This window comes from Micromonospora sp. WMMA1996 (assembly GCF_002573675.1).
Lineage (GTDB): Bacteria > Actinomycetota > Actinomycetes > Mycobacteriales > Micromonosporaceae > Micromonospora > Micromonospora sediminicola.
Map to the genome: position 1 here is coordinate 3043898 of NZ_PDHU01000001.1, position 25987 is coordinate 3069884.

Genomic DNA, 25987 nt, shown 5'->3' on the forward strand with positions numbered 1-25987 from the left:
GCTCCCGCACCCCCGGGCTGGATGATCATCGGAGCACCGACGAGTCCGGTCGGCCCACCCACCGTCACGTCCACCGAATCCCAGGAGTTGTCGTGCGAGCCCGAGACCTGGCCGTTCCCTTCCCGACCATCACCGTCGCCACCTCGGTCCTGGAGGCCGCCCGCCTCCTGGCCGGACACAACCTGCCCGGCCTGATCGTGGTCGACGCCGCCGGGCGTCCGGTGACCGTCCTGCCCGGCACGCAGGTGCTGCGACTGGTGATCCCGGGCTACTGCCGGGAGGACCCCACCCTGGCCCGCATGATCGACGAGCCGGCCGCCGACATGTTCCTGCGGGGAGCCGAGGGCCGGTCGGTCGCGGACCTGCTACCACCGGAACGGCTGGCGCCTCCTGTGGTCGGCCCCGAGGCCACGGTCCTGGAGGTGGCCGCCGTGATGGCCCAGAAGCGCAGCCCTCTGGTCGCGGTGGCGCCGCCCCGCGAGCCGATGATCGGCGGCATCACGCTCGACGCACTGCTGGACCGGATGCTCGCCGCATGACCGCGACTGCCTGGGCGGCCGTGGCCGTCTTCACCGCCGCCTACGTGCTGATCGCCACCGAGAAGGTCCACCGGGTGGCCGCGGCGCTGGGCGGGGCGGCGGTGATGTTCCTGATCGGCGCGACCGACACCGCGCACGCGTTCTTCTCCGAGGACGCCGGCGTCGACTGGAACGTGATCTTCCTCCTGATCGGCATGATGCTCATCGTCGCCGTCCTCAAACGCACCGGCGGGTTCGAGTACGTGGCGGTCTGGGCGTCGAAGCGGGCCCGAGGCCGCCCGTACCGCGTGCTGGTGATCCTGGTGGTGATCACCGCGGTGGCATCGGCGGCGCTGGACAACGTCACCACCGTCCTGCTGATCGCGCCGGTGACCTTCCTGGTCTGCGAGCGCCTCGGCGTGCCGGCCGTGCCGTTCCTCATCGCCGAGGCGATGGCCTCGAACATCGGCGGCACCTCGACGCTGGTGGGCGACCCGCCGAACATCATCATCGGCAGCCGGGGCGGCCTGAGCTACAACGACTTCCTCATCCACCTGGCCCCGTTCGTCGCCCTGCTGCTGGTGGTGTTCCTGGGCCTGTGCCGGGTGCTGTTCCGCGACGCGTTCCGCTACGACCCGGAGCGGGCCGCCCAGATCGCCGCCCTGCACGAGGGCGACGCCATCCGGGACCGGCGGCTGCTGGTCCTCGGCCTGGCCGTGCTCGGCGCGGTCACCGCCGCGTTCGTGCTGCACACCACGCTGCACCTGGAGCCGGCGGTGGTGGCGCTGCTCGGCGGCCTGCTGCTGCTCGCACTCTCCCGCCTGGACGCCGGTGAGATCAGCCGCGACGTCGAGTGGCCCACGCTGGTCTTCTTCGCCGGCCTGTTCGTCATGGTGGGAGCGCTGGTCAACACCGGCGTGGTCGAACAGATCTCCCGCGCCGCGATCGACGTCACCGACGGCCGGCTGCTACCCGCCTCGATGGTCCTGCTGTGGGGCTCCGCGGCGCTGTCGGCGCTCGTCGACAACATCCCGTACGTCGCCACCATGAGTCCGGTGGTCGCCGACCTGGTCAACGCCCAGGGCGACGCGGGGCAGTCCCGAGTCCTGTGGTGGGCCCTCGCCCTGGGCGCCGACCTGGGCGGCAACGCCACCGCCGTCGGCGCCTCCGCCAACGTGGTGGTCCTCGGGCTCGCCGAACGGGCCGGGCAGCGGATCACCTTCTGGCAGTTCACCCGCTACGGCCTGGTCGTCACCCTGGTCACCGTCGGGCTCGCGATGCCGTACCTGTGGTTGCGCTACTTCGCCCTCGCCTGAGGGTCCGGTGTCGCGCTGTCGTCCCGCCCGGTCCGGTCGGTGTCCGCCGCGTCCGCGCCGACCACGACCCGGTGCCTCGGAGCGGCGTCGGCGCGGCGGACACGGCGGGCGCGGCGGATCCGGCGCAGCACACCGTGCCAGTTCGGCGTCTCGGCGCTGTCGTCGAACGCCCGGGCGATCACCACGTCGGTCGAGGAGTGGGCCAGGATGGAGATGACGATGGTCAACGCGACGAGGTGGAACACCTCGTCCGCGGCGCCGATGCCGGCCTCCAGCACGAGCAGCCCGTAGACCACCGAGGCGAAGCCCTTCGGGCCGAACCACATCGCCGCGGCCTGCTCGCGCAGGCTCAACCCGGAGCGCAGGAACGACACCCACAGCGCGAGCGGCCGGGCCACCACGATCGCCAGCAGCGCGAACACCCAGCCCGTCCAGGGGATCTCGCCGAGGAACCCGGGGGAGATCAGGGCCCCGAACACCAGCAGCGCGGCCAGTTTCAGCAGCTCCGCGACATTTTCCCCGAAGTGCTCGAACGCGGCGCGCTCCCGCGGCCCGAACGTCGCCACCGTGATGCCCGCGGCGAACGCGGCCAGGAACAGGTTGCCGTGGGTGGCCTTGCCCAGCGCCAGCACCAGCAACCCGATCGCCACCCCGTTCAGCGGCGCGTACGCCGCCGACGCGGCGAAGAACCGGGTCCGCTCCAGCGCGATCGCGAGCAGCGGCACCAGCACGCCGATCGCCAGGCCGACGGCCAGTTCGGTCGACAGCTCCCCCAGGTGCAGGTCGTCCGAGCCGGCGGCGACGGCCAGCAGCACCACCACGAACGGCAGCGCCAGCCCGTCGTTCACGCCCGATTCCACGTTGAGCAGGTGCCGCAGCCGGGCCGGCACCTTGTCGTTGCCGACCAGCGCGGCGGCGAACACCGGATCGGTCGGCGCCAGGATCGCGCCGATCAGCAGCGCCTCGGGCCAGTCCAGGCCGGCCACGTAGTGCGCCAGCACGGCGGTGACCAGCAGGGTCAGCGGCAGGCCCCAGCCCAACGCCCGGCCGGGCAGCCGCCACGCGCTGCGCAGGTCCGCCCAGCCCACGCGCATCCCGTCGGTGAACAGCACCGCGAACAGCGCCAGCTCCGCCAGCTGCGCCACGATCGGCGAGTCCGCCTGCAGGTGCAGCACTCCGGTGGTGCCCTCGCCGAGGGCGAAGCCGGCGACCAGGAACAACGCCGCGGTCGACAGGATCGTCCGCTTGGCCAGCGCCGACACCAGCACGGCGGCGAGCAGGACGGCGGCGAAGCAGAGCAGCAGCACGGGGACCTCCGGCGGGCACGGCGAAGCAGGGTGCCGACCAGACTTCCCGGCGCTCCACGGATCCGGCCGATCATAACGGGCCCGCGCCCGGGCCGCCTTCGCACGTCACCCCGGGGCCGACGCTGATGATCGCCACCGCCGCCGGCATGACAGGATCCAGGCGTGACGCGGGCAGGACAGGTGGAGCGGACGAACCCGGCGACAGGACCGGGGCGGGCGGGCCCACCGTGGCGCTGACCGCTCGACGGCCCGTCTGGCAGCGCCGGAGCGCCCGTTTTCGACATCCGGCCCAGGTGATCTCCGTCGGGTTCGGCGCGGCCATCGCGCTGGGCACCGGTCTGCTGTCGCTGCCGGTGGCCACCGCGTCGGGCCGGCGAGCGCCGCTGGTCGACGCGCTGTTCACCGCGACCTCGGCGGTGTGCGTCACCGGCCTGGCGACCGTGGACACCGGCAGCTACTGGTCGCTGTTCGGGCAGGTGGTCATCCTGCTGCTGATCCAGGCCGGTGGCCTGGGCATCATGACGCTGGCCACACTGTTCACCGTGCTCGTGTCGCGCCGGCTGGGGTTACGGGCCCGGTTCCTCGCGCAGGCGGAGACGAAGAGCCTGGACCTCACCGACGTACGGGGGGTGGTGCGGCGCATCGTGCTGTTCAGCCTCGCCGCCGAGACAGTCGTGGCAGTGGTGTTGACGCTACGGTTCGCCCTCGGGCACGGCGAAGCGGTCGGGGCGGCCGCGTATCACGGCGTGTTCCACGCGGTGTCGGCGTTCAACAACGCCGGCTTCTCCACCAACGCCGACAGCCTCGTCGGCTATGTCACCGACCCCTGGATCACGCTGACGATCTCCGGGGCGGTGATCCTCGGCGGCCTGGGTTTCCCGGTGGTGTTCGAGCTCGCCCGGTGCTGGCGCCGGCCCGCGGCGTGGTCGGTGATGACCCGCCTGACCGTCACCCTCACGGCTGCCCTGCTGGTGCTGGGCACCGTCGTGCTGACCGCGGCGGAGTTCACGAACCCCGCCACGTTGGGCCCGCTCGGCGGTCCGGAGAAACTGCTGGCCGGGTTCTTCGCCTCGACGATGACCCGCACGGCCGGTTTCAACAGCCTGGACATCGGCGCGATGCGTCCGGAGAGCCTGCTCGCCAGTGACGTGCTGATGTTCGTCGGCGGCGGCAGCGCCGGCACCGCCGGCGGGATCAAGGTCACCACGTTCGGGCTGCTCGCGTTCGTGCTCTGGTCGGAGATGCGCGGCGAGACCCACGTCCACGTCGGGAACCGGCGCATCCCGGCGAGCAACCAACGGCAGGCGCTCGCGGTGGCGTTGCTGAGTGTCGGCGCGGTGGCCGCCGCCACGTTCACCCTGGTGGTGATCACTCCGCACGGACTGGACCGGGCACTGTTCGAAGCGGTGTCGGCATTCGCCACCGTCGGGCTGTCCACCGGGATCACCGGCAGCCTGCCACCGCAGGCGGACCTGCTGCTGATCGTCCTGATGTTCGCCGGCCGGATCGGGCCGTTGACCCTTGCCTCCGCGCTCGCACTGCGGGAGCGGACCCGACGTTTCGAACTGCCCGAGGAGAGGACGATCGTTGGCTGACCTCAACGAACCCGTGGTGGTCATCGGCCTGGGCCGGTTCGGCTCCGCGCTGGCCCTGGAGCTGATCAGCCGCGGCACCGAGGTCCTCGGCATCGACCACCGGCCGAAGGTGGTCCAGGCTCTGTCCGGCCACCTCCCGCACGTGGTCACGGCCGACTCCACCGACATCGAGGCGCTGCGACAACTCGGCGTCGGGGAGTTCCGGCGCGCCGTCGTGGCCATCGGCACCGACATCCAGGCGAGCATCCTCACCACCAGCCTGCTGTCCGAGATCGGTGTCCCCGACATCTGGGCCAAGGCGGTCAGCGACCAGCACCGGCACATCCTCACCCGAGTCGGCGCCCACCGGGTCGTCGCGCCCGAGCACGACATGGGCGAGCGGGTGGCCCATCTGCTCTCCGGCCGGATCCTCGACTATGTCGAGGTCGACGCCGACTTCGCCGTGGTCAAGACCACCCCGCCGCGCGACGTCGTGGGCGTGCCGCTACGCGAATGCCGGCTCCGCAGTCGCTGGGGCGTCACCGTGGTCGCGGTCAAGCCGCAGGCTCCGCCGCCCGGAGTGAGCGCGGAGTTCAGCCACGCCACCCCGGACACGGTGCTCGCCTACGGCGACCTGATCCTCATCGTCGGACCGATCGACAGCGTGGAACGGTTCGCCGCCAGCGAGTAGGCCGTCTGCGTCGGATCGATGACGGGCAGCCCTTCCCCGGTCACCGGATCGTGGGTACGGTGGCCGCTGGTGTGCCGGGAAGCCTGGTCGGCGTTCGTGATCGTCGTCGACCGGAAGGCCCCTGATGACCGCACCTGCCATCCGCACCGACCAGCTCACCAAACGCTACGGCCGGCTCCTCGCCCTGGACGGGCTGGACCTGACCGTCGACGCCGGTGAGGTGTTCGGGTTCCTCGGCCCCAACGGCGCCGGCAAGTCCACCACCATCCGGCTGCTGCTCGGCCTGGCCCGACCCACCGCCGGCCGGGCCCGGATCTTCGACGTCGACGCCGGCGACGTGGCCGCCGCGCACCGACTGCTGGCGTACGTGCCCGCCGACGTCGCGCTGTGGCCGCAGCTCACCGGCGCGGAACTGCTGGACCTGCTCGCCGCCACCGGCCCGGGCGTCGACGTCGCGTACCGCGCCGATCTCGTCGCCCGCTTCGACGTCGACCTGTCCCGGCCGGCCCGGACCTACTCCACCGGCAACCGGCAGAAGGTGGCGCTGGTGGCCGCGTTCGCGACCCGCGCTCCCCTGCTGGTGCTCGACGAACCCACCAGCGGCCTGGACCCTCTGATGGAACTGCAGTTCCGCCGCGCCGTCGCCGAGGCGCGCGACAACGGACAGACCGTGTTCCTCTGCTCCCACCAGCTCGCCGAGGTGGAGGCGGTCTGCGACCGGGTGGGGATCCTGCGGGCCGGCCGGCTCGTCGACGTCGCGACCGTGCCCGAGCTGCGGCGGCTGCACCGCAGCGAGGTCACCGCCCGGTTCACCGGCCCTGCGCCCGACCTGGCGGGCGTGCCCGGCGTCGACCTGCTCGACCAGTCGGACGGGACGCTGCGCTTCACCCTGGCCGGCCCGCCCGGCGCGGCGCTGCGCGTGCTCGCCGCCGCCGAGGTCACCGCCCTCGCCGTACGCGAACCCAGCCTGGAGGAGATCTTCCTGGACTACTACGGGCAGGCCGCCCGGTGAGCGCCGCCGCACCCACCGCGCCGGGCCGCGCGGTCACCCGCCTCGCGGCCCGTCAGGTACGCCGCCCGGCGTTGGTCGTCGCCACGGTGACCGTCGGCATGTCCGCCCTCGTCGTCGCCACCTACGCCCGCACAGTGGGCGATGCCGCGGCGGCGCAGGCGCTGGCCGCGCTCGCCGGAAACCCGGCCGTCCGCACCCTGTTCGGTGAACCCGTCGCCCCGGACACCGCCGGCGGGTTCGCCGTCTGGCGCACCGGCACCGTCCTCGCCGTCCTGCTCACCACCTGGGGTGCGCTGGCGACGACCCGGCTGACCCGGGGCGAGGAGGAGGCCGGCCGCTGGGACCTGCTGCTGGCCGGCCGGCTGACCCCGGCGGCCCTGTTGGGCCGGCACCTCGCCGTGCTCACCCTGGCGATGGCGTCGACCGGGCTCCTGCTCGCCGGCGCGCTCACGGCCCTCGGGACGCCGACGGACGGGGCGCTGCTGCACGCCACCGGACTCGCCCTGGCCGGGCTGACCGCGGTCGCGGCGGCGGCCTGCGCCGCGCAGATCTTTCCCGCCCGCGCCGGCGCCACCGGCGCCACGCTGGCCTTCCTCGGCGTCGGGCTGCTGGCTCGCATGGTCGGCGACGGCGTGTCCGCACTGGCCTGGCTGCGGTGGCTGCCCCCGTACGGGCCGCTCGCCCTGAGCCGCCCCTACCATGACGACCGCTGGACTCCCCTGCTGACGCAGGCCGTCAGCGCGGTGGCGCTGGCCTGCATCGCGCTGGTCCTGGCCGGCAGACGCGACGTCCGGTCCGGGCTGCTGCGCCCGCCGGCGGGCCGCGCGCCCCGACGGTGGCTGCTCGGCTCCGTCGGCGCCTTCGCGGTCCGGCGCGCGGTACGCCCCCTCGCGGGTTGGTCGACGGGCATCGGCGCCTACTTCCTGCTGATCGGCCTGCTCGCCGAGTCGCTGACCGGCTTCCTCACCGACAATCCTCGGTTCGCCGACCTCGCCGCCCGGGCCGGCTTCGCCGGTCTCGGGACCGTCGAGGGATACACCGCCACCCTCTTCGCCCTGCTCGCCGTTCCGGTCGGGGCCTTCGCCACCGCCCGCCTGGCCGCGTTCGCCGCCGCCGAGAACACGGGACGGCTGACCCTGCTGCACGCCGGACCGGTCAGCCGCGCCCGCCTGCTGACCGCCGAGGTTGTCTCCACCGTCGCCGGCACCACCGTCCTCGTGGCCGTGGCCGCCGTCGCCACCTGGGCCGGCACCACGACAGTCGACGCCGGACTACCGCTCACCGCCGCCCTGGCCGGCACCGTCAACGTCCTGCCGGTGGTGTTGCTCGGCGTCGGAGCCGCCACCCTCGCGGTCGGACTGGCGCCGCGGGCGGTGGCGACGATCGGCATGCTGCCCACCGCTGGCGGGTTCCTGCTCACGGCGACGGCCGACAGCGTCCACGCCCCGGCCTGGGTCGGCTCGCTGTCCCCGTACGCACACCTCGCCGCCGTGCCGGCCACGGCACCGAACTGGGCGGCAGCCGGCGTCATGGTCACCGGCGCGGTCGCCGTCGTGTCAGCGGGAAGCTGGGCCTATGCCCGGCGGGACCTACGGCTCTGACGGCCGGCACGACGTCAGCGACGCCGGCCGTCCCGCCACCGGTCGATCAGGGCCGGCAGCTCCCGCCAGAGGTAGTCGTAGAAGTCGCGCATCTCGGCGAGGCGGGCGCCGGCGACGCTGTCGGCACCGGTCACGGTGATGCCTTCGTCGGCGGCTTCCCGCATGGTTCCGATCATCGCGTTCTGACCGGACATGAGCGTCGCCCACGCGCCCTCGCGGAGCCGGAAGTGCTCCCGGCGGCTGCCGGGGGCGGGCACCCGCTCGATCAGCCCGACGGTCGACAGCGACTTGAGCGCGGTGGACACGCTGCCGGAGCTGATGGTGAGGGTGTCGGCGATCTCGCCGGCGGTCATCGTCTCCCGCTCGGTGAACAACAACGCCGCGAGCACGCGGGCGGTCATCCGTTGCAGGCCACCCTCGGTGAGGGCCAGCGCCAGCCGCTCCGCCGGATCGCTGAGTGCCATCCGCGTCCTCCCTACTCGATCTGGCGGATCTTAACATCTCCCACTCTTCAGAATTCTTTGAAACTTCGATACTCTGCAAGACATGGGCGATGTGATCCAGCTGGAGAAGTTGACCAAGACGTACGGACGCCGCAGGGGCCTGGTGGACCTGGACCTCTCGGTGGCCGAGGGTGAGGTGTTCGGCTATCTGGGCCCGAACGGCGCCGGCAAGTCGACCACCATCCGCGTGCTGCTGGACCTGATCCGACCGACCAGCGGACGCGCACTGCTGTTCGGACACGACCCGCGCCGGCACGCCGTGGCGCTGCACCGGCGCGTCGGCTACCTGGCCGGCGACGTCGTCGTCAACCCGCGGCAACGGGTAGCCGAGTGCCTGACCTTCCTGGCCGGCCTACGCGGTGACACACCGAGGGCCCGCATCGACGAGCTGGCCGGGCGGCTGGAGCTGGACCTGACGGCGCGCATCGGCGCCCTGTCGAAGGGAAACCGGCAGAAGGTGGGCCTGGTACAGGCGTTCATGCACCGCCCGGCCCTGCTGATCCTGGACGAGCCGACGTCGGGGCTGGACCCCCTGGCGCAACAGACCTTCCTCGACCTGGTCCGCGAGGCCAGAGCCGCCGGGCAGACGGTGTTCATGTCCTCGCACATCATGAGCGAGGTCGAGGCGATCGCCGACCGGGTCGGCATCATCCGCGAGGGCCGCCTCGTCGCGCTCGACACGGTGGCGCGACTCCGCGACCGCAGCGCGCACGAGTTCCAGGTCACCTTCAGCGGCCCGATCGACAGATCCGCGCTCGCCGCTCTGCCGCAGGTGTCCGGCCTGACCGTCGACGGACCGACCGCGAGATTCCAGCTCGCCGGCAGCCCCGACGGACTCATCCGTGTCCTCGCGCGGCACCGGGTCGCCGCGCTGCGCGCCACCGAACCCGACCTGGAACAACTGTTCCTCACCTACTACCAGGCCGACGCCGCGAGCAAGGAGACCACCCATGCCTGACGTCCTGACCAAGACCCTGTGGGACGGCCGGCGCGGCCTTGCCGGTTTCGCCGCCGGCACCGCCCTGATCGGCGCCGCGTACGCCGGTTTCTACCCCCAGGTCGCCGACGGCGCGATGGGACAGACCGTCCAGGGCTTCTCCCCCGCGCTACGCGAGGCACTACGGATGGACGACCTCGCCTCCGCCGCCGGGTACCTCGGCTCCAGCGTCTTCGGCATCATCGTGCCCCTGGTCGCCGTCATCTTCGGCATCACCACCGGCACCCGCGCCATCGCCGGCGACGAGGAGGCCGGCTACCTCGACCTGCTCCTCGCCCACCCGGTCGGCCGAACCCGACTGCTGCTGCACCGCTTCGCCGCGCTCACCGTCGGCGCCGCCCTCATCGCCGGAGTGGTCCTGCTGGCCATGCTCGCCGTCCGGCCCGGCGCCCGGCTCGACAGCATCAGCGCCGGCCAGTTCACCGCCCAGTGCCTCGCGCTGGCACTGCTGATCGTCGTCTTCGGAACGATCGCGATGACCATCGGCGCGGCCACCGGCAGCCGGCCCGCCGCACTCGCGGGCACCGCAGGCGTCGCCGTCCTCACCTACGCCGCCGGCACCGCAGCCACCCAGCTCGACGCCGACGCCCTCCGTTACGCCTCCCCCTTCCACTACTACATCGGCGGAGAGCCGCTCCGGAACGGATTCCAATGGACCGACCTCGGGGTCCTGACCGCCGTCGTGGCGGTGCTACTGAGCATCGCGGTGAGCACATTCAACCGGCGCGACCTGACCAGCTGAGACGGTCGAAGGACAAGTTCGTCGCTGTCGTGGAACCCGTCCGATGATGGACGCGCCTCGGGCGGCCGGCGCTAGCGGCAGCCTTAATGGGATGCGGCACCGCGGGGACGGCCGGCTCCGGCCGAAGCTGATGCCATCTCGCTGCGGCGATGTGCGTCGTACTTTCGCCTCCCGTCGCCGACCGGGACAGCCAGCCTGCCGGATCCGGTCGGCGTGACGTCTGCCGGTCCGGGGCTCCGGGCCGCGCTGATCCTCGCGCTCCGGAGCCCCACCGGGTCACGCCGTCGTCATGTGACGAACGCGTTCGCCCTTCGCGAACTCCTCGACCATCTTGGCGCAGAAGGCCGGAAGGTCGCTGGGGTTGCGGCTGGTGATCAGGCCGTTGTCGACCTGAACCTGTTGATCCACCCAGTTGCCGCCCGCGTTTCGGATGTCGGTGCGCAGGCTGGGGAACGAGGTCACCGTCCTGCCGTTGACCATCCCGGTCTCGACCAACGACCAGGGGCCGTGGCAGATCGCGGCCACCGGCTTCTGTTGCTCGAAGAACGCCCGGACGAAGTCCATCGCCTGCTGGTTCATCCGGAGCCGGTCGGGATTGACCGTCCCACCCGGCAGCAGCAGCCCGTCGTAGTCGGCCGCATCGGCCTCGTTCACGGTCCGGTCCACCCGGTAGCGGTTGGCCGGGTTGATGTCCTGGTTCATCGACTGGATCTCGCCGGAATTCAGTGAGACCAGGTGGACCTCGGCCCCCGCCTGCTCCGCGGCGGCCCTCGACTGGGTGTACTCCACGTCCTCCACCCCGTCTGCGGCGAGGCAAGCAACCCGCTTGCCGGTCAGTCGCTGCTGGCTCTGTGCCATTTTCTGCGGCCCCCTTCGTGGTGCCGCCCGGTCGGCGGCACATCGTTCGCTCGCGGCCGCCTTCCCGGTGTCGGGACCGCAAAACGGGCCACCGCACGGCGCCCAAGGGCGGACAATCCCCACATACGATCGCCGCTGCGCGGAGAAAGGTCCGGCCTGGAGAGTGCTTCCTGTCGCAGCGGGAAAGCATTCAACCCACTGGGATCCAGGCTCCGGAAAGGCACGACATGACCCTCGCCGCCGACGCGATCGAACTGCCGTCCGGCCAGACGATGCCCGTGCTCGGCCAGGGCACGTGGTACCTGGGTGAGCGCCCCGAGAGGCGACGGGACGAGCTGGCCGCCCTGCGCACCGGGCTCGACCTGGGCATGACCATGATCGACACTGCCGAGATGTATGGCGACGGCGCTTCCGAGGAACTCGTCGGCGAGGCGATCGTCGGACGACGCGCCGACGTGTTCCTGGTCGACAAGGTCCTGCCGTCCAATGCCAGCCGACGGGGTACGGTGCAGGCCTGCCGCCGCAGCCTGCGACGACTCGGCGTCGACCACATCGACCTCTACCTGCTGCACTGGCGCGGCAGCCATCCGCTCGCCGAGACGATCGAGGCGTTCGGCGAACTTGTCGAGGCCGGCGACATCGGCCAGTGGGGCGTGAGCAACTTCGATCTTTCCGATATGCAGGACCTCCTCGAGGCGGGCGGAAGCGCCTGCGCGACCAACCAGATTCTGTACAACCTCACCCGCCGCGGTCCGGAATTCGATCTGCTGCCGTGGCTGCGCGAGCACCAGATCCCGGTGATGGCCTACTCGCCGATCGAGCAGGGCAGGCTGCTCGGCCACCCCCAGGTCGCCGAGGTCGCCGCCCGGCACGAGGCCACGGCTGCTCAGGTCGCGCTGGCCTGGCTGCTGCGGCAGGGGCGCATAGCGGCCATCCCCCGGTCGTCCAACCCCGAACACACCCGGGAGAACGCGGAAGCGCGCGACCTGTATCTCGCTGAGGAGGATGTCGCGGCACTCGACACGGCGTTCCCCGCGCCGGCCGGCCCGCAACCGCTCGAGATGCTGTAACGGCGGGGAGATCCGGCGGTTGAGCGCGAGTTGTCGGTGGCGTCCGGTTCGGCCAGCCCGCACCCGCCTCCGGGACATCGCGGCGCAGTGGCTGGCGAACCGAGTCTCAGCGCGCTTGCGGCCCCGACGGCGCTGGGCTCAGGGGTGGAACTCCCCGCGGGTGCGGGGCAGCCACTCGGGGCGGCGGTCACGCAGATACCGGATGAGCCCCTCACGCACGTCGCAGCGAAGGTCCCACGCGCTCGGTCCGTCGGCCGCCGATGCCTGGACCTGGACGACGACGGTCTGGGGCGTCGCGTCCACCATCTGCAGCACCCACTGGTGCCGATCCCACAGTGGTGACGACTCGACGATCCGCCTGGTCTCGGCGCGGAGGTCGTCCAGGTCCGCGGTGTGATCCACGTGGACCCGGGTCTCGCCGACCACGCGCGTCTCGTGCCGGGTCCAGTTCTGGAAGGGGTGCTCGGTGAACCAGGTGGTGGGCAGGATGAGCATCCGGTCGTCCCACAGCCGGATGACCACGTTGGTCAGCTTCACCTCCTCGACGCGCCCCCACTGCCCGTCGACCACGACCACGTCCCCCACGTGGAGTCCGTCGGCGAACGCCACCTGAATGCCGGCGAAGGCGTTGCCGAGCGCGGTGCGTGCGGACAGTCCGAGCAGCGCGCCGACGACACCCGCCGAGGTGAGCACGGACAGCCCGATCGTGCGCAGCGGAGGGAACGTGGTGAGGACCAGGCCGATCGCCACGACCGTCACCACGACGGAGGTGAGGCGCCGTACCGGTCGGATCTGGGTGCGGGCCCGGCGGATCCGGCGGTCGGCCCGCGTCTCGCCCGGCAGCCGGCTGAAAGCGGCCCTCTCGGCGATGTGCAGGGCGCGAAGCACCAGCCACGTCACGCCGGCGATCAACAGCACCACGACGACGCGCCGGACCATGTGGGGTCCCGGGCCGGGGTACGCGCGGATTCCGACATACAGCGCCGCGAGAAGCAGCACGGCGACGGCGGGGCGTCGGCAGGCGCGGTACAGCGGCGCGAGCAGCCAACGGTAGCTACGACCACCGGCGCGACGCTGGACCAGCACGCCGGCCAGCAGGCCCGCTGCGACCACCACAGCCACCGCGACCACCAGGACCGTCCTCGTGGTCACCAACCGACTTTCCTGCCACCGGCGACCGTCATCGGCACTCCCGTCCGGCACGTGCAGCACATGCCCCGTGGGTCACGACTGGCCCAGGTTGGTGACCAGGTTGACGGCGACGGCCAGGATGCCGGTCCCGAAGGTGTACGAGAGCAGCGCGTGTCCGAGCGCCACCCGGCGCATGCGGTTGCTGGTCGGTTCGTTCTCTCCCGGGGCGTAGGACATGCCGACCGTGAAGGCGACGTATGCGAAGTCGGCGTACGCGGGAGGATCGTCCCGCCTGAAGTCCATGCCACGGCCGTCGCCGCAGTAGTACATCCGGGCGTACTTGATCGCGAAGACCGTGTTCACCAGCATCCACGCCAGCACCACCGCGACGACGCTGAGGATCACCAACGTGACAGCAACCATGTCCTGCTGGTCCGAGGCGCGGACGAGCGCCTCGGCCACGGCGACGAGACTGACAACGGACGCGATCAGGATCGCCGAGTCGGTGGAACGGGAGCGCTGCTCCGCCTCGGCAAGCTGCTCGGTACGCTGCGGGCTCGCCGACCAGCAGGACCGCCACACCCACACGAGGATCGTGCCCGCCGCGATCGTCCAGATCACCAGTGGCGTCAGTTCCGGCGCCCCGACCAGGGCGGTGACCGTGCCGGCGACCACACCGACGACCAACGACCACACGGCACGCCTGACTGACAGCAGGCGCCCCAGGTCCCGTCCTGCCGATCGCTGCTCCATCCGTTCAGCGTTCCGGCCAGGCCGGGTGGGGCACGGGAAACCTGGAGCTATCACCGGATCGGGCGTGAGTTCCTGGGATCGCGACGGCGGCGCGGGCCGAGTGGTCGTCGCGACCGCCCCTGAACCTGTCCTCCGTAGCCGCCGCGTCCCGCTCGTCAGGCTTTGAGCACCACCTTTTCGCACTGGTCCTGTTTGTTCTTGAAGATCTCGAAGCCACGTTCCGCCTCTTCGAGCGGCAGGGTGTGAGTGATCACCCGGGTCGGATCGATCTCGCCGCGCTCGATGCGCCGCAGCAGCGGCTTCATGTAGCGCTGCACGTGGCACTGCCCCGTCCGCAGGGTCAGCGCCCGGTTCATCCACGCGCCGGCGGGGAACTTGTCGAGGAAGCCGCCGTACACGCCGATCACCGATACGATGCCGCCGCTGCGGCACGACATGATCGCCTGGCGTAGCGCGTGGGGGCGCTCGGTCTCGGAGCGGACCGCCTGTTTGACCCGGTCGTACGCGTGGATGTGCGCGGCACCGTGGGTGGCCTCCATGCCGACCGCGTCGATGCACTTGTCCGGTCCCCGCCCGCCGGTCAGTTCCAGCAGCCGGGACCGCACGTCGACCTCGTCGAAGTTGATCGTCGTGTGGCCCGCCCGTTCCGCCATCTGCAGCCGGTACGGCTCCTTGTCGATGGCGATGACCTTCGCGGCGCCGAGCACCCGGGCGCTGTCCATGGCGAGCTGGCCGACCGGTCCGGCACCCCACACCGCCACCACGTCGGTCTTCTGAATGTCACATAGGTCGGCGCCCATGAAGCCGGTGGGCAGGATGTCGGAGAGGAACAGCACCTGCTCGTCGGTCAGGTCAGACTCGATCTTCAACGGACCGACGTCGGCGAACGGCACCCGCGCGTACTGCGCCTGACCGCCCGCGAACCCGCCCGTCAGGTGCGAATAGCCGAAGATCCCGGCTACCGGATGGCCGAACATCTTCTCGGCGATCCCGGCGTTGGGGTTGGAGTTCTCGCAACAGGAGTACAGCTCGGCGGCGCAGGCGCCACAGTTGCCGCAGGCGATCGGGAACGGCACGACGACCCGGTCGCCGACCCGGAGCTTGTTCAGGGGTACGCCCGAGCCGACCTCGACCACCTCGCCCATGAACTCGTGGCCCATGACGTCGCCGTCCTGCATGGTGGGCACGTATCCGTCCACCAGGTGCAGGTCGGAGCCGCAGATCGCGGTGGAGGTGATCTTGACGATCGCGTCGCGGTTGTTCAGGATCTTCGGGTCCGGTACGTCACGGACCTTGACGTTGTTGCGGCCCGCCCAGGTGTTCGCCCTCACGCCCCCGCCCCCTTCGCCAGCTCGGCGTCCGACAGCGGTTGCGCCGGACGCTGCGGGAACTCCCTGCGAGCCCGCTTGCCCCACGGTGCGCCGTCGGAGCGGACCACCTCGCCGGTCTCCAGCACCTGCTTGAGCCGGCGCAGATCGTCGTCGAGTTGCTGGTGCGGCTCCTCGCCGAAGTACTTGGCGACCGCCTTGCCGACCGCGCCGCCGGGGATGTCGTAGGTCAGGAGCACGTGCACCTCCGTGCTCACACCGTCCGGGGCGGGCACGAACCGCACCGTACCGGCGTTCGGCACGTCTGCCTTCCCGATCGACCGCCAAGCGATCTTCTCGCCGGCCACGTCGCCGATGATCTCGGCGTCCCACTCGACGTTCTTGCCGAACGGAGCGCTGGCGGACCAGTGGCTCGTCCGCTCACCGGTGGGCCGGACCTCTTCGAGATGAGCCATGAAACTCGGCAGCTTGTCCAGGTCGCGCCAGAACGCGTAGACCTCCGACGGGGGCTTGCGAACGGTTGTCGTGGCTGTCAGCTCCATGGGTCCTCCTCTGCGTGCGCCTCGTGTCGCCGACGCGGAGCCGGCCTCCTTCGCCCGGGTGGCGTGCACGGCGGTCAGGAGATCCAGCACCGTGATCCCGAGGACAGCGCCGGTGACACCGACGAGTCGCCGCCGGCGGCGACCGCCCCGATGAGCGAGGGCCAGTCCGAGCGAGGCCAGGTCCATCGCGTCGCCCACGACCCGGGTCCACGCCCAGAAGCCCTTCCGCCGGCTCGTCAGGAGCCCGGCGGCGTGTACCAGCTCCCGCGCTCCGACCAGCGGCACCATGACTCGAGATGTCGCAGAGTCGTCCACGCCGCTGATTCGGCGCACCGTGTCCGGTGCCGCCAACTGCGCCACGCCCAGACCGGCACTCATCCAGCCGAGCCCGCGCCCCCGCCGCCGCACCTCCTCCTGCCTGGCCTTCCCTACCTCTCTGACCGCAAGTCGTGTCACGGGTGGCCTCCCTGTCCGGTCGCGCCTGGCCGAGCATTTCGATCCCCTTGGGAACGGGGTGGCGGATTGGCGGGGCCGGCATACCCCCCGCCGAGCGCCTGAACCCTGCCGGATCGGCCGTTGCCCCGATCGCACAGCAGGCGCCGGCCGACGGTCCACGCGACCAGCGGCACCCGCGAAGGCAGCAGATCTCACCAACACCGCTGAGCCGTTTGACGCCTCGGCACACGGGTAGACCGCGACCCGGTCCGAGGAGGTGGACCGAGGATCGGAGCCACAGATGGTGGGCTCCGTCCGGTCCGCATGACGGGCGAGGACCGAGGAGTGCGGGATGGCCGAACCGGAGAGCCGGGACAGGGACGCACGGGAGTCGCCCGCGCAACCGCGCGACCACATCGATCCGCAGCGCGACGCCGAGGAGGGCGCTGACGTCTCCGATCGGGGCCGGAACCTCGGCGCCACCGGCGGGCCGACGGGTGCGAGGCCGGGGGGACACCCCGCCCCACAGCGTGGCGAGCGCGACCTGCCCCGGCCGACCGGCGGACGCAGCAGCAAGACGATGTCAGAACCGGATGTCGTCCTCCAGATCCCGCAGGCCAAGGTCGAACAGATCTACGTCGAGGTCGACAACCTGGACGCCTCCGTCTCACTCCGAGCCCGCCTGGGTAGCCTGCTCCAGCTCGACGTGGGCGTTCAGGCGCAGCTCGGCACCGTGAAGATCGACATCAAGGGCGTCGAGGCCGAGGCGATGCTCGAGGTTCGACTCGAGGAACTCCGCGGCATTCTCGACAGCGCCCTGCACACCATCGAACGCAATCCTCAGATCATCGAGTCGCTGGTCAAGACCGTGGACACCGCCGTGAACCAGGTTGGACAGACGGCTCAGCAGGCGCTCGGGCCGCAGGGGCCACTGGCGCGGACGCTCGACCACGTCGGGCAGACGGCGCAGGAGGCGCTGGGGCCTGAGGGACCGCTGTCGCAGACGCTGCACCAGACCATTGGTGGTGGCCCGGGTGGATCTCCGGCCCGAGCCGCCTGGCAACGGATGAAGAGGATGGTCAACAGCAGCCAGCCACTGAGGCACATCACGGCGCGCCTGGTAGGACCTCAGGGGCAACAGCAGCAGGGCTGATCGACATACCATCCGGATGGGCGGTGTCGTGCCAGGACAGATGGCGGTCGTCGTCCGGACCGGCCGCCGGCCGGCCGGCCGGCCAGGGAACGACGCTCGCCTGCCCGGCTTCTCCACCGGGCAACCGATCCCGATGCGCCTCCGTGAGCACCCGGGCGATCCGGCTCGAGAACCTCGTCGAACTCGAACAGGTCGGCATCCTTCACCGAAGCCGTCCCGCTCGAGAGCATGGGCGCCCAGCTACCGGGTATCCCCGGGCATGGGTAGCCAACAGCGCAACAAGCATGACAGCGGCGGCGAGTCGGCGCGGGGCCGCCGACACCCGGGCAGCGGAGCACGAGGCCGGCAGGGAGCCACGGTGGAGCACTCGCCGAATCAGCGGCACGAGCGCACCGCGACCGGACCAGCCGGCACCGAGCGCGACCACGGCCGGGCGAAGGCGGCCGGGGAAGGGCGGGTCAACCGCCAGGGTACGGGCTGAAGGCCCCAACAACGCGATCTTCGCCCCCCGACGAGACACGTGCTCTCATTCGGTTGCCGTCGCTCGTCACCCACGCCTGCCGGCCAGCTCGGCTGCACCAATGGCCTACGGCCCAACGGACGTGCGGCCACGGGCAGCGGCCATCACCGGGATGCGGCGCTGACGTCCATCAGCTCAAGCACCTCGTCACCGAGTCCATGGATCGCGATGTCGTCACGCCCGCTCTCCCACCGTTGGCGGTCGAGCACCAGGTTGATCTGCTCCTGGCGGGCACCGTCGAAAGCCCGGATCGTGGTGCCGTTCGACTGATAGCCGAGCGACCACGAGACTCCCAGCGACGGTGCATTGGTGGACCAGGCGGCGGACTCGGCGCGATCCGCTCCCAGCCCGGCGAACGCCAGGTGCAGGATGGCGGCCCGCATCTGCTTGCCGTAGCCACGCCGCTGGAACCGCCGCGCGATCCACGACCCCGTCGAGACGGTCCTGGTGATCCCGAAGTCCTGCGCGCCGATCTCCTGCACCCCGACGCACGCGCCATCGACCTTCACGGCCATCACCAGGTTCCATCTGCTCGGCCGCCAGTCCGCCAGGGACGCCCAGTAGTACCGCAGGAACGACCACTCGGCCTGGGGAGACGGTCCCGACTCCCATCCCGCCACGGGCGAACGCGCCAGAAATCGGCTCTGCGGATCGTAGATGCCCGCTGCCGCATGCATCGCCAGCTCGGCAAGCTCGTCCTCGCCCGGCACAGCCAGCTCAAGCACGGACGTCGTCACCCGCAGACGGCGCACGGGCCAGACCTCGGCCAACGTCATCCGAGCATCATGCCCTGTCCTGCCGCCCGCCGTCGCCCGAAGCTGTCGGCGGATCTCTGAGGAGGGCCGGGGTTCGGGCAAAGCCCCGAGGTCTTCATGGTTCTGGTCGTCCGTCAGCGTGACCGGCCGGGCCGGCGCTTTGCGGGCCGCCTTGATCCACTCGCGCTTCACGGGATCATCGGCCGCCCGCCTCGGCAACCGGGTGCAGGAGGCAAACCGTCCGCTCTGCGCCGCAGAAACCGACTTGATCAGCCTCTCGGACGTGACGCCATGACGAACATTCCCCGCAAGCCGCGGCGAGCAGCAGGCATTTGCCGTCACGATGCTGTGCGCCGCGCTGCCCCTGACCGCCGGGTGCGGCACCTCGGAACCCGAAGTGCCGCCGGCGCCGGCGGCTGCGGCACCGCTCACCCATCCTGCGGTCGAGCGAGTGGGTGGAGCAAGCCAGATGAGTTGCGGAATCAGGCGTAACAAGCTCTTCGATCATGAAGGCGGGGCGTGGGCGCCGGGCTCGCCTGGCGGGGCGTCGAGGGCCAGCCTCAGCGCCGCCTCGACCGGATAGACCGGGCAGTACAGCGGAGTGTCTGTGGCCGGCGGGGCCGCGTCCTTCGCCTCGAACGCCTTGCGGGCCCGGCCGAGGTCCGCGAGCAGGTCGGCCACTGACGGTTCCTTCTTCGGCTCCGAGGGCGCCGCCTCGACGGGTGCCTCCGTCTTCGGCGCCGTGATCGAGACGCCGAGCGCCGCCGCAGCGGCGTTGAGCCCGTCCTTCGGCATCGCGGCGGCCAGCGCCGAGAGGCGGCCGACGGCCTGGTCGGCGTACGCGGCGTCGACCGGCACCGCCGGCAGCTCGAACCGGGTTCCGGTCTGAGCGCCGAACGGGGCGTCGCGGAACACCCGGTCGCGGTTCTCGGCGTCGACGAGCACGTGGCGGCCGTCGTGGAGGTCGGCGTACAGGTTGGCGGCGAGCACGTTCCCGTCGAGCAGCAGGTTCTGGTCGGGCACGGTCGCGCGGACGGCGATGCTGTCGGCGAAGGCGAGCACGTTGGCCTCGACCCGCATGACACCTCGGCCGGAGATGTCCAGCAGGCAGCCGGTCGTGGACTGCCCGGTCGAGGCCCGGCCGGTGGGGTCGGCGGCGAACAGGACCGTGTTGCCGCGGATGGTCCAGGGGCCCGCGCCGGGTGCCTGGATACGGACGGCGGTGCCGCTCGTGTTGACGACCACGTTGTTCTCGAACGTCCCGTACGCCGCACTGAGCTGCACGGCGCAGTACGCCGCGTTGGCGAAGACGCAGTTGCGCACGGTGATGCCACCGCTGCCGCCGCGCAGGTCGAGCAGCGCCGCCGACTGGGAATGGCCCGCGTCGAGAGCGCCGCTGTCGGCGTACGCGTTGTAGGTCGCCCCGTCGAACATGAACCCGTCAAGGACGAGGCCCTCCCCCGAGTCCTCGCCGGTGAGCACCGGATCGCCGAAGATGCCCTTCGCCTTGGTCTCCGGAGTGAGCACGAAGCGCACGGGGTGTCGCCAGGGGTCGCGCGCGGCGAACTCGGCGTCCCACCCGCCCAGCAGCGTCAGGTTGCGTACGGGGATGCGCCACGTGCCCGACCGCAGGCGGCCCGTGTACTCACCTGCGGCGACGAGGATGCGGTCGCCCTCGGCGGCCTTTTCGAGGGCCTGGAACGGGTCGCGGAACGGCGCCTCGCGGCTGCCGTCCCCGCCGGAGGATCCGGCCCGCACGAACCAGTCGCGGCCGGCCGGCCGGGGCGGCTCGGGGGCCGTGACGTCGAGCACGGGCGCGAGGGAGTCGAGGACGATGGTGGCGCTCTGACGCCCGCCGGGCGGCGTGAGGCGATACGTGCCGCGGAGCAGGTACGTGGACTCGACGTCGAGGCCGCGCGAATACCGTACGGCCTCCTCAGTCTGGTGATGGACGAGGCCGTAGCGCGGGGCGAGCGCCCACCACGGGCTGTTGTCGGTGCCGGGCTCGTAGACGGCGACGCCGATGTGCGTCTCCGCGAGCTCAGGGAGGATCTGCGTGTTCTGGTCGAAGCCGACCCCGGCCCGCACCTGCACCGGGGCTCCGGCGAGCGCCGGGTCGGCCTCGTAGAGCCGCGCCCAGTCGACGGCCTGGTACGCCGGACCGGCCGCGAGCTCGGTGAACGGCTCCGGCGCCGCCAGGTCGGCGGGGTGCGCGCCCGGCGCCGCGCCGACCGCGAGGGCGAGCACCTCGGCCGGGGCGAGCCGACGCATGACGGGCCGCTGAACATCACGGTCTGATGTGGACGACAGCGCGCCGAGGCCGGCCGATTTCCGCAGCGCGTTGAGGGCGGCGATCGGCGGGCGCTCGTACGTGACGGCGACGTCCACCGTGTACGTGTCGAGCCACGCCGCCGGGAGCCCGGTCAGCTGTGGGTCGCCGACGGTGTTGCCGGCCGCCGAGCGCAGGCCGACGTCTTCGAGCTCCGCGGCGTACTCCTCGGTGAGCTCGGCCTCCGCGCCCGACACCCGGCTGCGCACGATGTCGCGCGGTGTGGCGAAGAACAGGTTGCGGTCGATGGCGATCTGTCCGACGTCGCGCAGGCAGGCGACGGCCGCGTTGCCGCAGCCGACGAACACGTTGTCGGCGATCGCGGCAGCGCCGTTGACCCGTACGCCGACTGCCCGGTCGGCGCCGGAGCCGCGCGGCGGGTCGGAGTCGTCGTGGGCGAAGGCGAAGGTGTTGCGGCTGACCGCGGCCGGGGTCTCGGGGGCGCCGTCGCGGACGGTGAGCAGGCTGAGGCCGACGCAGTTGACGACGATGTTGTTCTCGAAGACCACGGAGTCGCCGCCGAGCTCGACGGCGCCGGAGCTGCCGTTGGCGAAGCAGCAGTCGCGGACGGTGATGCGCTTGCCGCGCAGGCTCACCAGCGGGCCGTCCCCGTAGGAGGCGCGCTGCAGGCCGCCCTGCTCGTCGTAGTCGTCGCGCCCGGCCCCGTCGAAGAACAGCCCGTCCAGGACGAGGCCGTCGTGGCCGCCGATGCCCTGGAGCATGTTCGGCTCGTTCGGGACGCGCAGGCCGGTCTTTGCCGCGAAGACCGTCGGTGTCTGCCAGGGGGTACGGCGGGCGAAGTCGGGGCTGTATCCGCCGAGCAGGGCCAGCTCGGGGGTGTCGACGACCCACGAGGAGCGCTCGCCACGCCCGGTATAGGTGCCCGCCGCGATGTGGATGCGGTCGCCGGGCGCAGCCTGCCGCAGCGCGAGCCACGGGTCGTGGAACGGCCGGGCCCGGGTGCCGTCGCCGACCGGGCCGCCCGCCGCGACGAAGAGGTCGGTCATGACTTCTTCACCTCGTCGTCGGCTTCCTCCGTCTTGTCCGCGAGCAGCTTGAAGCCCACCTTGACCGCGTCTCTGACCTGTGCGAACGCGGCGAGGCCCGTCTGCTTGTAGGGTCCCTCGGCCAGGTCCTTGACGTATTCCTCCTCGGTCGCCAGCAGCGACTCCAGGGATTCCGAGGCCTTCTTCAGCTCCTCGTTGAACTTCGCCAGCGTGCCCGGATCATCGGTCAGCTGGGCGAAGGCGTTGGTGCTCTCCTCCACGAGCGTGGGGAAGAGCTCGTCGTAGAGCTTGCTGGACTGCTCCTTGGCCGCCTCGGCCCGCGTGTCGAGCCCTCGGTCGAGGACGTTCTCCTTCATCCAGTCCCAGTCGGTGGCCCGGTAGTCGCCGGACGCGCCGATGCCGCGCCAGTTCCCCGCCGCCTCGGCGCCGCGGGCGAAGAGCTTGTCGATCCAGTCCTCGTCGAGCTGTTCGCGGGCCGCGGTCAGCAGCTTGATGTTGTCGACCACCGTCTGCTTCGCGGCACGCTTCTGCTTGGCCGCCATGAGGTTCTCCGCGGTGAGCTTCTCGAAGTTCTTGATCGCCTCGTTGGCGGCTTCCTTGGACGACGGGTCCTTCATGAAGAGGACGATCAGGCGGGCGCCCGAGGTCGGGAGGTATTTGACGAGCAGGCTCTTGACGGTGTCCTGGATGGAGCCGAAGTTCTTGAGGAGCAGCTGCTCGACGATCGTGTCGTTGCTGCGCGCGTTCTTGAGGTCCTCCTCGCACTTCTTGATGAGCGCGAGGTCGGCCTCCAGGACCTTGCTCATCAGCGTGGCGACCTCGGGGACGTCGAGCCGGGCGACCTGCGCCCAGATCTTGCGCTCCCCGGCGAGGAAGTCACGCGGGCCGACCGCGGTCCACCGTTCGTCGACGGACATCGCGTTGGCCTGGCTGTCCTCCAGCACCGACCGGATGTCCGATTCGAGGCGCTCCATCAGCGCCTCGGCCTGCTCGCAGTTGGTCTCCCACCGGTCGGTCAGGCCGTCATAGCCCGGTTGCTCCAGCTTGGAGAGCATCTCCTCGAACAGCTTCTCCCGATCGGTGTCGAAGCGTTCCAGCAGATCCAAGACCTTGTCGAGGATGTCCTCCTCGAACCCCGTGGCGCGCATCCGCTGCTCAACGAGCTCCCGAGCGTCATCGACATCTTCCACAAATCTCAGCGTAGGAGCCCTCGGTCACCCGGGGCAGTCGTGAACCCGATCCCTGCCAGATCAAGGATCCGACCTGTGCCGCCGCTCGGTGAAGACTGACTCCGGAAGTCGTGGAGGTTCCCCGGTTCGCCGGAGTGATGAATTGTGAGACGGAACAGCAAGAAGGCCTCGACCCACCGAAGTGAATCAAGGCCCTGACCTGCTGTTTTAATGTCGGGACGGCCGGATTCGAACCGACGACCCCTTGACCCCCAGTCAAGTGCGCTACCAAGCTGCGCCACGTCCCGATGCCCCCGCGCGGTCTCCCCCGCAGCAGCCGGTACAGCTTAGCGCAGGATCTTCGCACCGTGCGCACAGGCCCCTCCCACGCCACACCCCCTAGAGCGTCCTAGGAGGGTGGCCTGCCGGGAAGGGCCGGCAGGCCACCTACGGTGGGAGGATCAGCCGTGTGCCTTACCCCGGCCGCCCGGGCCGAGCTTCTTGCGGGGGCGTACCGAGATGTCGATCGGGCTGCCCTCGAAGCCGAACTCCTCGCGCAGCTTGCGCTCCACGAACCGCTGGTAGCCGGCGTCCAGCGGACCGGTGGTGAACAGCACGAACCGCGGCGGCGCCACCCCGGCCTGGGTGGCGAACAGGATGCGCGGCGCGCGCCCGCCGCGTACCGGGTGCGGGGTCGCCTGGACCAGCGCGGTGAGCCACTGGTTGAGCTGCGCGGTCGGGATGCGGGTCTCCCAGCTGGCGAGGGCCTTGCGCAGCGCGGGGGCGAGCTTGTCGACGGCGCGGCCGGTGCGCGCGGACAGGTTCAGCCGGATCGCCCAGGGGATGCGGCGCAGCTCCCGGTCGATCTCCTTGTCCAGGTAGTAGCGCCGGTCCCCGTCGACCAGGTCCCACTTGTTGAACGCGATGACGAGTGCCCGGCCGGACTCCACGACCATGGTGAGGATGCGCTGGTCCTGCTCGCTGATCACCTCGCTGGAGTCCAGCAGCACCACGGCCACCTCGGCGGCCTCGATCGCCGAGGCGGTCCGCAGGCTGGCGTAGTATTCCGTGCCGCTGGCCTTGCCGACCCGCTTGCGCAGGCCGGCGGTGTCGACCAGCTGCCAGGTCTCGCCGCCGATCTCGGCCAGGCTGTCCACCGGGTCGACGGTGGTGCCGGCGACCGAGTCGACCACCGCGCGCTCCTCGCCGGAGAACCGGTTGAGCAGGCTGGACTTGCCGACGTTGGGTCGGCCCACCAGGGCGACCCGGCGCGGGCCACGCGGGCGGTTCTCCACGATCTTCGGCGCCTCGGGCAGCGCGTCCAGGATCGCGTCGAGCAGGTCGCCGGAGCCCCGGCCGTGCAGCGCCGAGACCGGGAACGGCTCACCGAGACCGAGCGACCACAACGAGGTGGCCTCCATCTCGATGGTGGTGTTGTCGGCCTTGTTGGCCACCAGGATGACCGGCTTGGCGCTGCGGCGCAGCATCTTCACCGCGGCCTCGTCCACGTCGGTCGAGCCGACCATGGCGTCCACCACGAACAGCACCACGTCGGCGGTGGCCACGGCGATCTCGGCCTGCGCCGCGATGGCGGCGGCCCGGTCCTTGGCGTCGGGCTCCCAGCCGCCGGTGTCCACCACGGTGAACGCCCGGCCGTTCCACTGCGCGTCGTAGGGCACCCGGTCCCGGGTCACGCCGGGGATGTCCTCCACGACCGCCTGCCGGCGGCCGATGATGCGGTTGACCAGTGTGGACTTGCCCACGTTGGGGCGGCCGACCACGGCCACCACGGGCTGCGGGCCGGTCGGCTCACCGGAGTCGACCTCCGGCTCGCGCAGCTCCACCCAGCCACCGAAATCGTCGTCGCTCACGCCGAGCCACCCTTCGTTCGCGACTGCGGGGCTCGCACAACCCGCTCACTCCTCGCGCTCACGCCACGCCCCGCTCGGTGAGGAGCTGGCGCAGGCGGGCGACGACCTCGTCGATGCCCAGCTCGGTGGTGTCCAGCACCACCGCGTCGGCGGCCTGCTGGAGCGGGTTGACCTTGCGGGTCGAGTCCAGCCGGTCCCGGCGGGCCAGGTCGGCGGCGGTCGCCGCGACGTCGGCCGCGTCCTCGGCGCTGCGCCGCTGGGCGCGGGCCGTCTCGGAGGCGGTCAGGTAGACCTTCAGGTCGGCGTCGGGCGCCACCACCGAGCCGATGTCGCGGCCCTCCACGACGATCCGGCCCGCCTCGGCGATCATGCGCCGCTGCCGCTCCACGAGCAGCTCGCGGACCGCGCCCACGGCGGCCACCGCGGAGACCGCGCCGGTCACCTCCGGGCCGCGGATGTCGGTGGACACGTCGGTGCCGTCGACGGTCACCGCGTACCCCTGGGGGTCGGTGCCGAGGCGCAGGTCGGCCTCGCCGGCGACCTTGGCCACCGACTCGGCGTCGGTCAGCTCCACCCCGGAGCGCAGGACCGCCCAGGTCAGCGCCCGGTACATGGCACCGGTGTCGAGGTAGCGGGCGCCCAGGCTCACCGCCAGTCGCCGCGACACGGTGGACTTCCCCGAACCGGACGGCCCGTCCACAGCGACCACACATCGCCCGGCCGGTACGTTTTCCTCCACCGTTGTCCTCCTCAGCCCGTACCTCGCGGGTCGCCGGTGTCTCCGGCGCCGTTGAGCGGATGTCTT

General features: G+C 71.3%; 22 protein-coding genes and 1 tRNA gene. 10 read left to right on the forward strand and 13 right to left on the reverse strand.

Annotated features, from left to right (window positions below; all coding sequences use genetic code 11):
- The first annotated feature begins 92 nt into the window (after window positions 1-92).
- Together COO58_RS13900 and COO58_RS13905 are read left to right on the forward strand one after the other, a co-directional pair.
- A complete protein-coding gene (locus COO58_RS13900; protein ID WP_091573785.1) occupies window positions 93-539 on the forward strand; it encodes a CBS domain-containing protein in 447 nt (148 codons plus the stop codon).
- Window positions 536-1834, forward strand: a complete 1299-nt coding sequence (locus COO58_RS13905; RefSeq protein ID WP_098745268.1) for an ArsB/NhaD family transporter — start codon at window positions 536-538, stop codon at window positions 1832-1834. Before COO58_RS13900 ends, COO58_RS13905 begins: the two co-directional genes overlap by 4 nt.
- Here the strand turns inward: COO58_RS13905 and COO58_RS13910 are convergent.
- The gene (locus COO58_RS13910; RefSeq protein WP_255292616.1) at window positions 1816-3141 is read right to left on the reverse strand and encodes a sodium:proton antiporter; all 1326 of its coding nucleotides are present in this window, start codon (window positions 3139-3141) and stop codon (window positions 1816-1818) included. The two genes, COO58_RS13905 and COO58_RS13910, sit on opposite strands and share 19 nt — an antisense overlap.
- Window positions 3142-3374: 233 nt before the next feature.
- On the opposite strand from COO58_RS13910, the gene COO58_RS13915 reads away from it, so the two are divergent.
- The 4 genes from COO58_RS13915 (at window position 3375) to COO58_RS13930 (ending at window position 8019) form a co-directional block, all read left to right on the forward strand.
- A complete protein-coding gene (locus tag COO58_RS13915; protein ID WP_369700203.1) occupies window positions 3375-4736 on the forward strand; it encodes a TrkH family potassium uptake protein in 1362 nt (453 codons plus the stop codon).
- Window positions 4729-5406, forward strand: coding sequence for a TrkA family potassium uptake protein (locus COO58_RS13920; RefSeq protein ID WP_172967805.1), 678 nt, complete (start codon window positions 4729-4731; stop codon window positions 5404-5406). Before COO58_RS13915 ends, COO58_RS13920 begins: the two co-directional genes overlap by 8 nt.
- A 124-nt stretch (window positions 5407-5530) precedes the next feature.
- Complete coding sequence (locus COO58_RS13925) at window positions 5531-6418, forward strand: ABC transporter ATP-binding protein (RefSeq protein WP_098745271.1); 888 nt, start codon at window positions 5531-5533, stop codon at window positions 6416-6418.
- Window positions 6415-8019: a polyketide antibiotic transporter gene (locus tag COO58_RS13930; RefSeq protein ID WP_098745273.1), complete on the forward strand. Its 1605-nt coding sequence runs from the start codon at window positions 6415-6417 to the stop codon at window positions 8017-8019. Before COO58_RS13925 ends, COO58_RS13930 begins: the two co-directional genes overlap by 4 nt.
- Before the next feature lie 14 nt (window positions 8020-8033).
- Here the strand turns inward: COO58_RS13930 and COO58_RS13935 are convergent, their stop codons facing one another.
- A complete protein-coding gene (locus COO58_RS13935; RefSeq protein ID WP_098745274.1) occupies window positions 8034-8483 on the reverse strand; it encodes a GbsR/MarR family transcriptional regulator in 450 nt (149 codons plus the stop codon).
- An 82-nt stretch (window positions 8484-8565) separates the two neighbouring features.
- Between COO58_RS13935 and COO58_RS13940 the strand changes: the two genes are divergently transcribed.
- Together COO58_RS13940 and COO58_RS13945 are read left to right on the forward strand one after the other, a co-directional pair.
- Entirely contained in the window at window positions 8566-9480 is a 915-nt protein-coding gene (locus COO58_RS13940; RefSeq protein WP_098745276.1) for an ABC transporter ATP-binding protein, read from the forward strand.
- Window positions 9473-10261 carry an ABC transporter permease subunit gene (locus COO58_RS13945; RefSeq protein WP_098745277.1) on the forward strand — a complete coding sequence of 263 codons (789 nt, stop codon included), beginning with the start codon at window positions 9473-9475 and terminating at the stop codon, window positions 10259-10261. Before COO58_RS13940 ends, COO58_RS13945 begins: the two co-directional genes overlap by 8 nt.
- A 276-nt stretch (window positions 10262-10537) precedes the next feature.
- On the opposite strand, the gene COO58_RS13950 is transcribed toward COO58_RS13945, so the two are convergent.
- A complete protein-coding gene (locus COO58_RS13950) occupies window positions 10538-11119 on the reverse strand; it encodes a type 1 glutamine amidotransferase domain-containing protein (RefSeq protein WP_091576640.1) in 582 nt (193 codons plus the stop codon).
- A gap of 227 nt (window positions 11120-11346) precedes the next feature.
- Here COO58_RS13950 and COO58_RS13955 point away from each other — a divergent pair, with 227 nt between their 5' ends.
- On the forward strand, window positions 11347-12189 hold the full coding sequence (locus COO58_RS13955) for an aldo/keto reductase (RefSeq protein ID WP_091576642.1): 843 nt from the start codon (window positions 11347-11349) through the stop codon (window positions 12187-12189).
- Window positions 12190-12327: 138 nt separating this feature from the next.
- Here COO58_RS13955 and COO58_RS13960 read toward each other — a convergent pair whose 3' ends face one another.
- From COO58_RS13960 to COO58_RS30500, 4 genes are all read right to left on the reverse strand, one after another.
- Window positions 12328-13341, reverse strand: coding sequence for a mechanosensitive ion channel family protein (locus COO58_RS13960; protein WP_255292617.1), 1014 nt, complete (start codon window positions 13339-13341; stop codon window positions 12328-12330).
- Between the two features lie 72 nt (window positions 13342-13413).
- The gene (locus tag COO58_RS13965) at window positions 13414-14007 is read right to left on the reverse strand and encodes a DUF1345 domain-containing protein (protein ID WP_255292618.1); all 594 of its coding nucleotides are present in this window, start codon (window positions 14005-14007) and stop codon (window positions 13414-13416) included.
- Between the two features lie 221 nt (window positions 14008-14228).
- The gene (locus tag COO58_RS13970; RefSeq protein ID WP_091576644.1) at window positions 14229-15404 is read right to left on the reverse strand and encodes a zinc-dependent alcohol dehydrogenase; all 1176 of its coding nucleotides are present in this window, start codon (window positions 15402-15404) and stop codon (window positions 14229-14231) included.
- Window positions 15401-15943, reverse strand: coding sequence for an SRPBCC family protein (locus COO58_RS30500; protein ID WP_218012359.1), 543 nt, complete (start codon window positions 15941-15943; stop codon window positions 15401-15403). Before COO58_RS30500 ends, COO58_RS13970 begins: the two co-directional genes overlap by 4 nt.
- 787 nt (window positions 15944-16730) lie before the next feature.
- On the opposite strand from COO58_RS30500, the gene COO58_RS13980 reads away from it, so the two are divergent.
- Window positions 16731-17531 (forward strand): hypothetical protein, encoded by an 801-nt coding sequence (locus COO58_RS13980; RefSeq protein ID WP_098745280.1) that lies wholly within the window; start codon window positions 16731-16733, stop codon window positions 17529-17531.
- Between the two features lie 624 nt (window positions 17532-18155).
- Here the strand turns inward: COO58_RS13980 and COO58_RS13985 are convergent.
- The 6 genes from COO58_RS13985 to cmk form a co-directional block, all read right to left on the reverse strand.
- Complete coding sequence (locus COO58_RS13985; RefSeq protein WP_141561896.1) at window positions 18156-19238, reverse strand: GNAT family N-acetyltransferase; 1083 nt, start codon at window positions 19236-19238, stop codon at window positions 18156-18158.
- Between the two features lie 72 nt (window positions 19239-19310).
- A complete protein-coding gene (locus tag COO58_RS13990) occupies window positions 19311-22142 on the reverse strand; it encodes a right-handed parallel beta-helix repeat-containing protein (RefSeq protein ID WP_098745283.1) in 2832 nt (943 codons plus the stop codon).
- On the reverse strand, window positions 22139-23290 hold the full coding sequence (locus tag COO58_RS13995) for a hypothetical protein (protein ID WP_098745285.1): 1152 nt from the start codon (window positions 23288-23290) through the stop codon (window positions 22139-22141). Before COO58_RS13995 ends, COO58_RS13990 begins: the two co-directional genes overlap by 4 nt.
- 255 nt (window positions 23291-23545) lie before the next feature.
- Window positions 23546-23619, reverse strand: a tRNA-Pro gene (locus COO58_RS14000).
- Window positions 23620-23772: 153 nt separating this feature from the next.
- Window positions 23773-25155: a ribosome biogenesis GTPase Der gene (gene der / locus COO58_RS14005; protein ID WP_091583711.1), complete on the reverse strand. Its 1383-nt coding sequence runs from the start codon at window positions 25153-25155 to the stop codon at window positions 23773-23775.
- An 85-nt stretch (window positions 25156-25240) separates the two neighbouring features.
- Window positions 25241-25921: a (d)CMP kinase gene (gene cmk / locus COO58_RS14010; RefSeq protein WP_091577832.1), complete on the reverse strand. Its 681-nt coding sequence runs from the start codon at window positions 25919-25921 to the stop codon at window positions 25241-25243.
- Window positions 25922-25987: the final 66 nt, after the last annotated feature.